At 35.5% G+C, this 14,814-nt stretch carries 12 protein-coding genes; 6 read left to right on the top strand and 6 right to left on the bottom strand.

Features of this window, described 5'->3' with window-relative positions:
* Positions 1-211: 211 nt before the first annotated feature.
* The 3 genes from KO02_RS08725 (at position 212) to KO02_RS08715 (ending at position 1,973) form a co-directional block, all read left to right on the top strand.
* Positions 212-814 (top strand): hypothetical protein, encoded by a 603-nt coding sequence (locus KO02_RS08725; RefSeq protein WP_038697604.1) that lies wholly within the window; start codon positions 212-214, stop codon positions 812-814.
* A gap of 3 nt (positions 815-817) precedes the next feature.
* Complete coding sequence (locus KO02_RS08720) at positions 818-1,441, top strand: Crp/Fnr family transcriptional regulator (RefSeq protein ID WP_038697601.1); 624 nt, start codon at positions 818-820, stop codon at positions 1,439-1,441.
* Positions 1,442-1,742: 301 nt separating this feature from the next.
* Positions 1,743-1,973: a hypothetical protein gene (locus tag KO02_RS08715; protein ID WP_038697599.1), complete on the top strand. Its 231-nt coding sequence runs from the start codon at positions 1,743-1,745 to the stop codon at positions 1,971-1,973.
* A 57-nt stretch (positions 1,974-2,030) separates the two neighbouring features.
* Here the strand turns inward: KO02_RS08715 and KO02_RS08710 are convergent, their stop codons facing one another.
* The 4 genes from KO02_RS08710 to KO02_RS08695 all read right to left on the bottom strand — a co-directional run bounded on the left by KO02_RS08710 (position 2,031) and on the right by KO02_RS08695 (position 8,830).
* Positions 2,031-3,299 (bottom strand): TlpA family protein disulfide reductase, encoded by a 1,269-nt coding sequence (locus KO02_RS08710; protein WP_081918331.1) that lies wholly within the window; start codon positions 3,297-3,299, stop codon positions 2,031-2,033.
* Positions 3,300-3,317: 18 nt separating this feature from the next.
* Entirely contained in the window at positions 3,318-4,676 is a 1,359-nt protein-coding gene (locus KO02_RS08705) for a RagB/SusD family nutrient uptake outer membrane protein (RefSeq protein WP_038697595.1), read from the bottom strand.
* Between the two features lie 11 nt (positions 4,677-4,687).
* Entirely contained in the window at positions 4,688-8,032 is a 3,345-nt protein-coding gene (locus KO02_RS08700; protein ID WP_038697593.1) for a SusC/RagA family TonB-linked outer membrane protein, read from the bottom strand.
* Between the two features lie 99 nt (positions 8,033-8,131).
* Entirely contained in the window at positions 8,132-8,830 is a 699-nt protein-coding gene (locus KO02_RS08695; RefSeq protein WP_038697591.1) for a hypothetical protein, read from the bottom strand.
* A 1,019-nt stretch (positions 8,831-9,849) separates the two neighbouring features.
* Here KO02_RS08695 and KO02_RS08690 point away from each other — a divergent pair.
* The 3 genes from KO02_RS08690 to KO02_RS08680 all read left to right on the top strand — a co-directional run bounded on the left by KO02_RS08690 (position 9,850) and on the right by KO02_RS08680 (position 13,101).
* Positions 9,850-10,398 carry a hypothetical protein gene (locus KO02_RS08690; RefSeq protein WP_038697589.1) on the top strand — a complete coding sequence of 183 codons (549 nt, stop codon included), beginning with the start codon at positions 9,850-9,852 and terminating at the stop codon, positions 10,396-10,398.
* Positions 10,399-10,760: 362 nt separating this feature from the next.
* On the top strand, positions 10,761-11,789 hold the full coding sequence (locus KO02_RS08685; RefSeq protein WP_038697587.1) for a YhcG family protein: 1,029 nt from the start codon (positions 10,761-10,763) through the stop codon (positions 11,787-11,789).
* Between the two features lie 508 nt (positions 11,790-12,297).
* Positions 12,298-13,101, top strand: coding sequence for a hypothetical protein (locus KO02_RS08680; protein WP_038697585.1), 804 nt, complete (start codon positions 12,298-12,300; stop codon positions 13,099-13,101).
* Positions 13,102-13,291: 190 nt separating this feature from the next.
* Here the strand turns inward: KO02_RS08680 and KO02_RS24345 are convergent, their stop codons facing one another.
* Positions 13,292-13,492 (bottom strand): integrase core domain-containing protein, encoded by a 201-nt coding sequence (locus KO02_RS24345; RefSeq protein WP_410528211.1) that lies wholly within the window; start codon positions 13,490-13,492, stop codon positions 13,292-13,294.
* Between the two features lie 204 nt (positions 13,493-13,696).
* Positions 13,697-14,689, bottom strand: a complete 993-nt coding sequence (locus KO02_RS08670) for a hypothetical protein (protein ID WP_038697581.1) — start codon at positions 14,687-14,689, stop codon at positions 13,697-13,699.
* Between the last annotated feature and the right edge of the window lie 125 nt (positions 14,690-14,814).

Below are 14,814 nucleotides of genomic sequence, written 5' to 3'. Positions count from 1 at the left end.
CTTTATGCGACAATAATAACACCTACAACAATACTCTAGCGGTATAATATTCCATCAGACGATAAAATTGGAAGAAAACATACCTTTCAAACCTCCGCATTAGATCTTAATTTTATGTAAGATCTCCATATGCGCTATTTGCTATGACCTATTATGAAAAGATTATACCACCGAAATTCGTGTATATGCTGATCTATTAATCATTATAAGTATGAAACATAGTATTGCAATAAAAGAGCAACTACTGCCCTTTTTCTTTTATCGTTTAAAAGAATTAGGTCTCCGTAGTTGTCAGCATGTGCATGAATTAACGGCGAGTATTCAGGTACATTATTTAGCACCTGGTCAAAGATTAAAGCACCCCTGTCCCAGCCTTTTCTTTTTAGTACATGGCCTCATCAAAGAGTACCATCGTACCAAACGAAGCATCGAACCCTCGTCTTTGATCCAGCTATTAACACCCGATAGCTGCTGGATCTATGATCAAGTCTGTTTTCGATTTTATACCAAGGCGATGTCACCAACTTGGCTACTTGAGATACCCCTGGATAAACTACATTTAATCAGCTCAGACTCAAAAGAGATTCGGCATTTTTTAGCACATATCGACTTGTTTTACACCTCTAAACATTATTTTTCGGATTTTTTGAGAGAGCTGAAGGACCGTAATGAACGGTTACATTACTTTTTAGAAGAGTACGCACCGTATATGGACTACTTAAGCGACAATGAAATCGCTTTATTTACCAATATTACCGATAGGCGGATGCGAGGCTTACGCGATACCGCTGTGCTATATAAAAACTTGGACTAGCGTATGGGCACTTATTATACAGCAAAAAAAGCATTTCATTCATTCTACACTTATTGGAAAAAGGTATATCCACCTTTGAATGATTATCACAAAACTTGGCTTGAGAAGAATGCGCAGGTATTGCGTGTCAAAAAAGGGGAAGTACTTTTTGAATCGACTGAACATGAAGAGAATCTGTACATCGTACTACGCGGTATTTTGATTAAAGAACGCTGTAACACAGAAGGAGACGAAAAGCAGATCCTGAGTGTTGCTCTGCCCAATACAGGTTTTTTTACGACCATGCATTATTACAGTCAAAGTCCAGCATTGGGCAATATCGTTTCCATCCGACCAGGACTCATACTCAAGATCCCTTATAAAAAAATAAACCCTTTTCTCGGCAATGATCCTGGTATCGATACTTTATTACAACTTTTAATGAATAAAAAGAAATATCAATTGGAGCATCTTCGGGTTATGGCATCCATTCGATGTAAGACCAATCGTTTTTTCTATGTAACAGATCATCTTTCATCGATATATCAGAATCTTAACCAAAAAGAACTTGCTCAACTCCTGCAAATATCCGAAAGCTCCATATATCGAGCTAAGTTGCTTTTTGTACGAAAACGGTTGAAGAGATAAAAATTCATCGATTTTTCATTCAGTATATGAATGTCTATCGCCAAAATATGTGCGATATCTTTGAAATATACGAAAGAAGAAAAATTGGATATGAAAAAGATACACGATCAGAAATTTGCGACGTTCCCCGCATATTGCGGTGCATAAATAAGATCTAACCAAGAACAAGCCACGTTCAGATGGTGAGCCAGTTGCTTCGCCACAGTAATTTAACGTGCAAAAATTATTATGAAAAAAAATCAATGCGTATAGGTATACACATTGAAATAACAAAAAGTTTTACAATTTAAATTCTACAACTATGGCCACACAATGGTATAGTTTCACTGGAGGTAATCCAGCTGATTCAAACAATTATACAGCAGTAGGCGGAACAGCCCCAACTTGTTCATCTCCTACACAACAATTATGTGCTATTTTTACAGACAATGATGTTAACGGCGACGCTGACCTTAATCTTATTGCTTTAGAAATGGTGCAAGCATTGCAAAGTCAAGCAAATACCACTAATGTCATATTAAAAAGGCGTTAGTACATAAATTGCTTTGGGAAATTAAGGGATGTGCAAGTATTCACACCCCTTAATTTTCTATTCTCCAAACACTTCCTCAATAACCAGTACCGAAATCTCTTCTAATTGAATTTTCCCGACTATACCATACGCACCGAGTTGTGCATTCAATTCATCTAACGTTTCGTAACTTCCTATCTGCATCTTAAGATTTTTATTAACACGATCGATTACTGGTGGTAACTTATGTAGATAATCAGTAAAAATAGAAAATGTAGTACTACTCGTATAGCTCATCGGATCAATTAGACTCCCTGAATAGGGCACAATTGGACCATTTTCTAGAACCAAGCAATTCATTAGCTTCTTCCCTTCATAAGCTTTAACACCAAAAAAACTCAAGAAATCAGCTAATACCAATCGTGCCTGAACGGAATCTGGCCGTTCCCTGATATCATAGCGTTCATATGAAAACCCATTCTTCAGCACCCATTCATCTTGTTCATCTTCAAAATCATAGTACTGAGTCGAATCTTTGACTTTCCATATCACACGTTCCATTCTAGGAATGTAACTACTGTCTTTTATTTTTGCTCGTGTAGTTAAACTTAATAGAGCACTATATAATGTCGTATTATATACTGAACTCTTATGCAGACCTGTCAGGCTATCCTTCTCAAATGTCCAAGCTTGATAAGGCACACCATCTTGATACCCAGAGAATATTACTCCTGCTTTAACCGCAGTTTTCACATCGTCCATCTGATCTAAAAGGCTTCCTTTACCATAATCATCTTTCAATGGTAAGTCAATAGTCTTATCAGCATACAGTTCCAGTATATTGGTTTCATTGATAGAACCGCTACCTGTTATAGCCTGTACCTTACCCTGATACAATAAAATCCCATGAGGCTCCGTTTGATGCGGAAAAAGCTCATGGAAATAACGATCAGCATAGATAATTGGTAAGTTCACTTTATGCTTCTTCAAATACGCATTTGTCTCAAAAAACTTTTCCAATGTAGCCTTATCATGTGCCGTAACCACAATAACCTTAAATTTATCAGGATGTTTTTGTTCCAGTTCTTGCAAATGTGGCATAATCTGGATACAAGTACCGCAGGAGGTGGAGAAAAAATCCAAAAGCACCACTTTATTTTTTAATGTCTTCCAATCAATAGAACTCTCAACACCCCGCATCAGTTGAACTTGCTTTGGTGCTATAAAAGTATCACCAACTTTCAGGGCTTTTGAAAAGTCGACACTTTTACCTTGCTGTCCATGCACGATATTTGTATAAAACAATGTGCACAGTAATAATATTATAAATTTATTATGATTTTTCATGTTGTATTTAGATTAGGATTATCGTTTATTTTGGGGGATACCAGCCAATTCGACTACGGTTTCCGACAAACGAAAAGCATACTTTTGACTGTTAGGCTCGAGCGTATAAATTTTATCGCCAATTGTTCTTTTTAAAGTTTTCTGAAAACGGGGATCTAGGTTCAATCTTTTCAAATCGGCCCAACGTCGACCTCTAAAAACCAGTTCTTTCCGTCTTTCATCCAAAATGATGTTCAATAATTGACCTGCATCATTTTCAGCAATACCATCATACGGAACTTGATTATTCCACCTGGTTTTGAGAAGTTTATTGATGGCTTTAAGAGCTTGACCGACCTGATTTATTCGACAAGCAGCTTCTGCTTTGATCAAATAAACTTCACTGCTCGTGATCCCGAAAAAAAAGGCATTACTTTTATCAAAACTTCCTTTAAAATAATAAGAATCCTTAGGATTATTATTGGTCTTAAAAAACATCTTTATACGTAAGTCGTTTACAGCATAAGACCTTAGTAATGTAGTATCCATTAATGCTGTCGTTGCATTCATAGGTATTGATGCAGCTCCTAATACGGGGAATAGAACCTCCACATTAAATTTAGGTATAGGGTATGAATCTGTTTCTTTCAGATCATTAAAATCCATTAATTCTGGACTCAACTGTAGACAAGAATCAGCATACAGATAAGCTTTTTGAAACTCCCCCATATCAAGATATACACGAGCAAGACCAGCATATGCAGCAGCTTTACTGGGTCTACCTTTAACCACTTCAATAATTGGAAGATTATTGATTGCAGTTTTAAAATCATTGATAATTTGCTGATAAGTATCTTTTAAGGATGCACGAATAGACTTTTCATCCACCCCTGTGTTTAAGCGAAGCGGTATACCCATTTCTTCAGTTGCAGAATTTTCCTGATAAGCAGCACAATGCAATTCGACTAGGTCATGTAATGCAAAAGCCCGGTAAAAATAAGCACCACCCAAAACCCGCTTATATTTTTCTTCGTTATTTTGCGAGTCCAACCCCTGCAAGATTTCTATGACCTGATTTGCGATATAGATCACTTTATAAGGGCGTTGCCATTGAATAATATCGTTATAAGGCTCATCTGCCCAAATAAACGCATTACGATGATCTACATTTGATATCCCCTCCCAGCGCTCTTTCGTCAAATAATAATCATCTGTACCCATTTCTCCATAAGTAGGATAGCCACCATTAAGCGAATTATAATCATTGAGAAGCAGGTTGGCATCAGCCAAAGTCTTCGGTATTGCCATTTTAATATCCGGCTTTTTACTCAAAAAGTTATTGCAGGAAACAGTGACTAACACAAATAGCCCTATTCCAATTTTAAATATATTTTTCATGTTGACTGGGGCTATAAGTTAAAATTCAATCCTAAAGAACACATTAGCGGATCAGGTACTGAACTACCATATTCAGGATCGATACCTTTTTTATTACCACGCCATATAGTACCCACATTTTGGATATAACCGTAAACACTTAAATTCTTTAGTCCATAGGGTCGTAATTGAGGTAGCTGCAGACTCATTTGAATATCACGAAACTTGATTTGACCCGCATTTTCAACCATGATGGAAGAACTTCTAAACACCTCACTCGCTGATGAATTATTAGGGTAAGTAAACGATGGTATATTGGTTACTAGTTCATCCCCAGATTTTTTCCAACGTCGCACATAATCAGTATGTCCAATATTCTGATCTAAAAAAAGAGCATTATCAAATGATGGCCTAATAAACCGATGTCCCAATTGATAAGAAATATTCCAAGACAATTCCACGTTTTTATAACGAATACTATTACGATAAGAGCCAAAATACAAAGGCTTTTGTGTACCCTGATTTTCTAATTCGGCAACTTTACTACTGGTTATGGCAAAATAATCCTTTGAAATCTCACCATTAAGATAACCACGTGGTGTACCATCATCCGGATCGAGACCTGCCCACTTATAGGTCAACAAACTATACAGATTTATTCCTTCAATGGGTGTTGCAACAGTTGAAAGAGATTTACTAACACTCGAACTTGCCCGATCTGTTGCCAGAAATGACTTGGTGACCATCGTTTTTGAGTAAGCAAAAACGAGGTTACTATTCCATTCCCAATCTTTGCCAGCTATCGGTTTTCCATTGAGGGAGATATCCCAACCTTTCGTATCTAAATTAGCGGTATTGATTCTCATCGATGAGAATCCTGTTGACGGATCGATCTGACCAGGAGCAACTAAGTCCTTGGGAGTTTTATGATAATACTCGACACTCCCACTCAAAACATTTCCTTTAAAGGCAAAGTCCAAACCCAAGTTTAGATTACCCACTCTTTCCCATCTCAATTTTGGATTGGGCGGCGTACTGATCTGCGCATAATTCTGTCCTGTAATACTATTGGAATTAGTAGCAATACTCATAATCGGATAAGCTGAAATACCTGTGTTGACATTTCCGTTATAGCCATAAGTAGCCCGTAGTTTTAATATAGAAAGCACCGACTTCTCAAAAAATAATTCCTTTGATAAAATCCATGCCCCACCTACAGACCAAAAAGGCTGTCCACGATCATTTGTCTTGACACCAAAAAGGTTGGAAGCATCTTTTCGAAAGCTAGCACTCAGGATATACCGATCAGCATAAGTATATGTCCCATTTCCATAATACGAAACAAAACGATTAAACAATTCTTGAAATTGATTATTATCAGGTAAGGCCTGAACTCCTAACATACCATTCAGATAAGGCACAACTTTTCCGACATGCATAGGTTGGAAAGTCCCATTTTCAGGATCAAAACCATAATACTGTGCAACCTTAAGGCCTTTAGCCATAGACCGGATGTCATAGCCTATAAGCAAATTAACATCACTTTTTCGCCATTTTTTATTATATTCAGTACTAATACGTCCTTGATGTACTGAACTATTCCAAGTGTTTTCTCTTAAGAAGTCCCCAATGGGCATATTCCAATATACTTGCTTATCATCCCAACTTGCATAACTATTTACTTGGTTCCTTTGTAAGTTCGTTTCAATGCTCCGCCATTCTGTCATTGGATTCAAATTTCGTTGATATGCATATAGACCATTTATAACTAATCCAAAAGGTAAACTATATTGGGCTGAAATGTTTGCGAGTAAATCTCGATTGATTTGGGTTTGTTTAGACTCAAACAGTTCATCTAAGGGATTATATCCCCAATCCAATAAACGGCCATTAGCAACCGTATCCCTAAAACCCGGACTATATCCTGTAATATCTATGTTTTTAGAACGACTCAATTCATCGACCAACCGCATATATGGGTAATTTGAAAAACCATTTGCTAATCCATTGTAACTTACGGGTAGGTAACTTTTAACTTTTTTAGACTCCGTATAAGTTATTCTTAGATTAATCAAAAGATTTTTTAATGGTTTAATTTGAGTGTTGGATTGCAGATTAAACCGATTATAATTGGAAGTGACTAGCTCTTCTAAGTTTTTATCATAACCTATACCAATAGAAGTATTTACCTTCTCTCCTCCAGCATTGATGCGTGCACTATATTGCTGATTGATGGTTTTTCTATAGATATATTTCATAAAATCATCCCGTATATCAATTTTACCAAGACGATCTAATTCGGTATTCAGTTTATCTTCCGTAATTTTACTATCACGTTGGTCTTTCATCAACCATATTATCGGTTCTGGATTATTTGCCCAATAATCCAAGTCACTATCATACCTTCCTTTATCAAATAATTCTCGGATCAGATTGATATAATCAGGGGTAGACATTTGAGGGTAATAATATAGATCCGGTTTATTCTTGATACTGACATTGGCATTTACAGTAACATTTACACGTTCATTAAATTTCGCACGCTTCGTCGTGATAACAATCACCCCATTCCCCGCTTTAGCACCCCAAATAGAAGATGCTGCAGCATCTTTTAATACAGTAACATTTTCAATATCATTGGGATTGATATTATTGAATGTGCCAAAACCATAATCACCAAATCTACTTTCATAAGGAACTCCATCAATAACGACTAAAGGCCAAGATTCTGACATTAATGTACTCTGCCCTCTTATATGTATATTCAATAAATCCCCTCTCTGATCAGATCTAGTTTTAAGAGCCAATAATCCCGGTACCACATCCTCCAGCCTACTTATAAAATCCGTCGATACCTTTCTATTAAGAAGCTTGTTGTCCACGAACTCGAAAGAACCTGTAGCCCTTTCCTTGGGTATTTTTTGATATCCGGTAGATACAACCTCTACTTCATCGAGTTTGTTGTCTTCGGGTATCAATTTCACGTTCAATGATACTCCTGCGGTATAATTGATTTCTTGGCTTTTGTAGCCGACGTAGCTGAACTTAACCAAGCCTTTTCTATGTTCGACGTTCATGCTGAATGTTCCGTCTTTTTTAGTGGAAGCTCTGCCCTTTTCGGCTTCGACTTTGATGGATACGCCTTCGAGTGGTTTACCGTCTATTGCTGATAAAACGGTACCTTTTAGTACGTAATCTACTTGTACATTTACCTTATTTGCTGCATGTACATTGTGTACAATACCGACCATGGATAAGGGCAATATCAGGATTAACATCAGCATTTTGCTGATGACCAAAAGGCATTCACCTCCTGGCTTTAATAGCATCCGGAGGTATTCCCAGTGCTTATTTATATAGAATTTTTCTGTTCTCATTATTTTGAATTTTTAGGCATAACACTCCCCTTACCCTTTTTCAGGCTATATATTACTCCTGATAAACAGGGGCTAGAAAAGCTTATGATTCTTTTTTCTTTAAATACTTGCAGCCAATCTATTTTCTACTGATGCTGCTACCATTCCTCGCTTTGTTTTCATTATCATCGTTGGCTGTTCTTGCCAGATGAGCTCCACGGATTCACCACGTTTGGTCATAATCTGCCGGCTGTCTTTTACGATGGAAAGCTTCTCTACTCGGACATCCAACTGAAAGTGTTCGTTCAGATCATTGAGCATCCGTTGTCGGTACTCTTCCCTTTCTGTATTAGCAGGGACACTTAGCTCATAATCGTACAGATGCTTATCACTATCGGGACAGATTTTACAGGGAATGTACTTGGCACGTTCGTAGCCATAAACGATGATCTGCTCTGTCGGAAAATTGGCAGGTAGTCCTAGCGCAAACAAATAGCACTCATAAATAGCCATGTGCGCAAGTGATATCCGAAGTACATCGCTACGGTCATCGCGCACGACGGCACTGTAAGAACTTACTTGCTCTTTGGACGGAGTCAGGAACGAATAGTAACGCTCCTTCGGTCTTACTTTAATAGGACTTTTCAGTGCATCTGCATGCCGCCCTTCATAAGGCTTTCGTTTCTTAAATGATCGCTCTGGTAAAAGTGTTATCATAACTGGTTTTTTGATAACTGGAACCTTCTTTTCACTCAAATACGAAGACTTTTCTTCCTCTTGGGATAGCGCATAGCTCTCCCTTGTGCAAGATTTTTGCATAATTTTTCGTTAGTTAATTTCTACTTAATGGCACGAAAGAAATCGCTTCGCTAAGTATTAAGATTTTAAATTGGTTCCCTTAAGACCTTATTAATTGGACATAGCATTGGCCTTTAAGGAAACCAGTCTAAAAAAATAAATAAGAAAAATGCAATTTTAAGTCTTCGTCAATTGGTTATAATAGGGTCTTCGTTATTGCATAATTTGGTTTAAAGAACTAAAACCGATATTAAAACATTAGTGTATCACGATAAAATATGACAACAAATAGTTGCTTTACCGCTAGAAAATTGTAATTTTAAGTTGCTATACTTTAAAATACTGATTAATTCTAGTTGGGCTTCACAAGAAATTGTGTACCAATTAAATAATAGTCGGTAACATATTCCATTTTTGGATATTAAGAAGCTGATATTGACCTATCAAGAGCAAGATATCTTTAGTATTTAGTTTGGTGTATACGCCTTACTTAATTACTAATGACCTCAACCTTTCGATTGGACATAAGCTACCCCCATCCTACTTGGACTATGTTTAAATTTTAAAGGCTTATTGCGGTGGACGAAAATTGTTCTTTAAAATTTGGCAAAAGGCGAACCGATGACCTTGATCCTGGATCAGGTTTGTGGTGGTTCTTTTGGTGGTTTTTAATCGTATCATCATAATTTTAAAATTTATGTGAACGATGCTAATCAAACATTGAATAAGCCAATTTGGCCTAAAAGCCAATAGGGCGAACTTCAATGCTTTTGAACGAGGCACGACCAAGCGCCAATAATCCAAAGATTATTTTCCACAAAAGACTGACATGAAGTCCGCCCTATTAGATTATATCCCTAAGATATAAAAATCTAATAGAAATGGCGAACTCACGATTAGCTCATGTGGAATTTTGGTCGTTTTCGTTCATGAGTAACATCGCTAAGTTAGGGTTACACCCTACTTTATCGCTATTAACTATAACAAAGATAAGTAACACTTATCATAATATCAAATTAAAAAAATAATAAGTGTAAAATATGATTTGGAAAACTAACCTATCGGATATTATTAAAAATGCAGAATACTTATTATCGGAAATCAGTGCTTGGACTAATATCGAAGTTCCTAAACTTTCGGATATGAAACTCAAAAAACATCCAAATTTTACATGCAAAGAATTTTTAGCACTAAAAATTTTGTTAAAAAAACAACATGAATCTTTTCTAACTGAAATTTTTGGGGAAGGCTATTTTAATGAAGTAAAAAGCATTAATTATTCACCTAAACTTACAAAAATAGGTGAAATATTAAAAGATAGGCATCAATTTGAAATTCTTCCAAAAAAAGAAGTTGTTCAAAATTCATTCTTAAAATCAAGTAGGATCGACTATTTAATTTTTCAGGAGGATGAAAACATTAAAATTGAGGAAATCACAAAGTTAGAGCTAACCTTAGGGGAAGATTTAGGTCGTCTATGTACTCTTAGATTTCCAGATTTAAGAATTAATACCGAAGAGGAATATTTACATAATTTGCAACAGATTAAAGAATATAATAGAGAAGCAAATAATCGAAGAAAGAAGTAATTAGCATTAATAAGCGGATTTACTGAAGAATTTCAAGGAAATATACAGTCCTGAATTTTTAAAAGCCTTTCCAGTAGCAGATTCTTGTGTATAAAACAAAAAGTAACACTCACGACCAATTATAAACACGGGGAGATTATGAGTAGGAATAAAAAAATTGATGTCCATGGGATTAGTATCACCACTTATCAAGATAAAGACAATGACTTTATTTCTTTAACAGATATTGCGAGACATAAAGATCCTGAACATACTGATGATTTGATAAAGAAGTGGATGAGAAATTGTTATCGACAGTGAAACTAAAGCAGAAGTTAATACGCAGTAAATATTAGAAGTAATTAAAGAATATATTGACAGCTATGAAGGAATTTGTACAGGAAATAAAATATTTACTTAATACAGCAAGAGAAAAAGTGTATTCGACAGTTTCTTACACAATGCTCGAATGCTATTGGGAAATAGGGAAACGTATCGTAGATAAAGAACAACTGGGGCATGATAGAGCTGCATATGGCAAGGAGCTCATTAAAAATCTATCAGATGAATTGGGTAAAGGTTTTAGCACTCGAACATTGAGAGATATAAGAAAATGCTACCTGATTTTTCCACTGTGGGAAGATTTGGCACACGTGTGTGCCAAATTGGAATGGTCTCATATTCGAGCAATTACAAGAGTCAGCGACCCTTTAGCAAGAAAATATTACTTGATAGAATCAGTTGGTCAGAATTGGGGAGTAAGACAATTGGAACGGAACATAAACACATTATATTATCAACGTCTAATATCATCTCACAATCCAAAAGCAATAGAAAATGAAATGACGAGCTCCAATAAACAGCAATTTAATACGAAAGATTTTATACGTAATCCAACTGTGCTTGAATTTCTTGATCTCCCATCGAATTATTCCTATACTGAAAAACAATTAGAACAATCATTGATCAATAATCTTCAACAATTTCTATTGGAATTGGGTAAAGGTTTTGCTTTTGTGGCCCGCCAGAAACATATTCGTACAGAAACTTCTGATTTTTTCATCGATTTGGTATTCTATAACTACATTCTAAAATGTTTCGTCATCATTGAACTAAAAACCGATAAAATTACGCATCAGGACATTGGTCAGCTGGATATGTATGTAAAAATGTTCGATGATTTGGAAAGAAAAGATAGTGATAATCCGACAATCGGGCTATTGCTATGTACACAGACCGACAAAACTATTGCAAAATACTCTGTGCTCAATGATAATAAACAACTATTTGCTACCAAATATCTCCCATACCTTCCGACGGAAGATGAACTGGTGGCCGAGATAGAAAGAGAAAAACAAGTACTTAGAGAGCAAGGTATTGAATACGAAAAGCAAATTTCAAGATATGATTAGAAATTCCTCTTTCCATACAGTTACTTAAGGATCGAACCATCGTAATTAAGAATATAAACAGCTTATCACAGTTTGTGACAAGTTCCTTGAGGATGTAAAGACAACTGCTACCTAACTAATTACCCTATAATAAGGGCATTATTTACTACATAAATTTATGAAAATCAAACTTACTTTACTCCTTACATATCTATTTATAACTAGCATTACTTAATGTACCTAGATTCTTCATACCACTAATATTGAACGTTTTACCAGGCCATTTTATACAGATTATGTAAAGAAAATTTATGACTCTAATAATTCGGAATACATTCACGAATTGTCTGCAGAATTACCATTTCTTAATGAAATAAAAAGCTACGCACTCATTAGAAAAAGAGTGGCTCATATAGAAATAGAATTCAGCAAAAAATAACACTCACGCCCAGTTAAACCAGTTCTACAAAGGGATATTATACAACGACAGCTCAAGGATAATATTTCTTAAAACTAATTACTAGATAATATGCGCAAAAATTTATATAAATTTTCATCTTACATTCTTATTTCACTCTTTATATCTTGTTCGCATTCATCTAACAAGGGTAATGAATCATCATTAAATAGGAAAGAGTTTAATGATGGTAAAAAATCTAATATAAATTTTTTCTTTAATGACACGTTAAATAGTCTGATTATACTAGAAAGCGATTCTTTACAAAATTCATTCCTAGAAATTCAGAATAGTTTATCCTCAATTTTTTGTACAAGATGTAATTTTACACAAAGCAATAATCAAATAATATTTAGAAATAAAGGTGATGTAACGTGTCGTTCTATAAAAAGAATTGATTACGATTCATATAATAAAATCCTAATTAAAACCACAGATAGTGCGAGAGTTATTTATACTGAAGTACCTCGAGAAATTTTTATCGAAAAATTTCGTTTATTTAATAAAGACACTTATTACGCTATAGAACAACAAAAATATCTGCAGGACTTTCCCTATCACGGAGGGCATGGCACAATATTATTACCTGTAGATTCATTACCTGAGGAGATAAGGCTAATAATTTCGAACAAAATCTTAACACTCAAAAATGGAAAAAATGTATTTCCTAAATATTTCTATAATATCTCTATTTCATATTCTGGTAATGTAGATTCCTTAGCTTTGCAAAAAGAAGAAAAGGATAGTTTGGACAAAGAACTATTCAATTACATGAATAAAACAATCAAAAACAGAAAGTTTCAGCCCGCCTTGTTTTTAGGTGGTGAACCAGTTAATACAAAATTCCGTTTAATGGTATCATTTAAGAATGAATGAAACCCGATAGTCCGCAACTAATCCTTTCTTTTTCTACGCTGGGAAGGCCTCAATACTTTTATTCATCATTGTTTAATTTCAAAGGGATTCATGAGACGCTATACTTAGTTTTTTTAACACATCCCTCGGGTACCCGTCTCAGACTGCTTGATCGCAAAGACGATCTGAGCATCAGTAAACCGACCGAAGCTCATGCGAAGCATAACTTACTTTCATCGGTTTTCCTCCTATTTAAAAATAGTAATTCAAACCCGAATTCTCTACTTTTAAATACTCCAGTTTTTTGGGAGGAGGTCATTTTGACCTGATTTTCAATAAACATTTCAGGTGTTAAATCTCTTAAACAGCTATGAGGTCTGAAGGTATTATATTCGTTCCTCCAGTCTTCAATTTTCTGCTTGGCATCCTCATTGCCCCTTCCCCATCCTTGGGTATATCCAAAAGATATCCCGTAATGCTAGGATGTCTTCTGCAACCATCTGATTGTAGATGAGCACATCGGGATAATGAACTGGTAGGTATTCGTAGTAATGCTAAACAATAAAAGCCATTCTGCGTAGAATGGCTTTTGGTGTTTTATGTATTTAAGGTAGATTTATTTTAAATTTTCAACTTCTTCGATAGTAAGGCCTGTAGCTTTAGCAATTTTCTCTTTATCAACTCCTAATTCAAGCATCATGTGAGCTGATTGGCATGCTTGCTCATGAGCTTCTTCCAATATGGTTTGAAGTTTCAATTCTAATGCATGCTTTTCCTCTGAAATCCTTTTCTTTTCAGCAATAATCTTAGCGCGTTCTTCTAGTCCCGCAGCAATGCCTTTCTTTTCCGCCTTATCCAATAAATATTCTTGAGTGCCCATAATATTGCTCCTTCCTAATTTGTTTTCAACCTCTCTCTCAAAGGTATAGAAATTTTCCGGGTTTTGAAAACTAACATAATAGGCTAAAAAATCATAGAGACCTTGACGCGTTTTCTTATCCATCTTACGTTTCATCATCTCCTCATAAAGATCATGTTTGATGTCTTTCAAGGCTTCATCACTGATATTCTTATTAACGATAGCCAATAATGTCGTCAGTACCACAACAGAAAATGGATTGGCATTGGCACGTAATAAGGATTCATCTTGATCCAAGATCTTATAACTATTAAAATCATAACGCAAACTGGTACCCATAAATTTGTACATATAAAATGACGGTCGATAATTACTATTGCCATCTGCTAAAATAGCGATAGCGGTGACAGGAACTTGATACTTATCCGATACTTTATAAAAATATTGGAACATACGATTCGCTAGATCCCCCTTACCTTTACTGGACTGTATCTCAATATGGCACAGCACAAATTGCTCGCCTCCGTCTTTAAGATATACCTTGACCAGTTTATCCACAAAACGAACACCCTTACCATTGGGCACGGGTGGAAACAAGGTCTCGAACTCCTTGTCCAAATAGTCAAAGGGTTTGCGCAAATCAAATACATCATCGGCATCTGAAAAGAAAAATCGTAAAAAATGCGCAAACGTCTGCTCTAAGATAGATTTCCATAGCAAATCGTCGACACGACTGGATGAATGATTCATAATAGATTGTCTTTAAATTGGTTAACAAAATAAAGATACAGAATAATAAATATTAAAACTAATTATTTTAGTATTTTATAAGCTCACGATATAGCGCATCTTGACAAATTTTTTATAGTTATTAC

The sequence above is a fragment of the Sphingobacterium sp. ML3W genome, assembly GCF_000747525.1.
Taxonomy (GTDB): domain Bacteria; phylum Bacteroidota; class Bacteroidia; order Sphingobacteriales; family Sphingobacteriaceae; genus Sphingobacterium.
The sequence above is the reverse complement of the archived record's forward strand: the minus strand, read 5'-3'. Positions and strand labels throughout refer to the sequence as shown.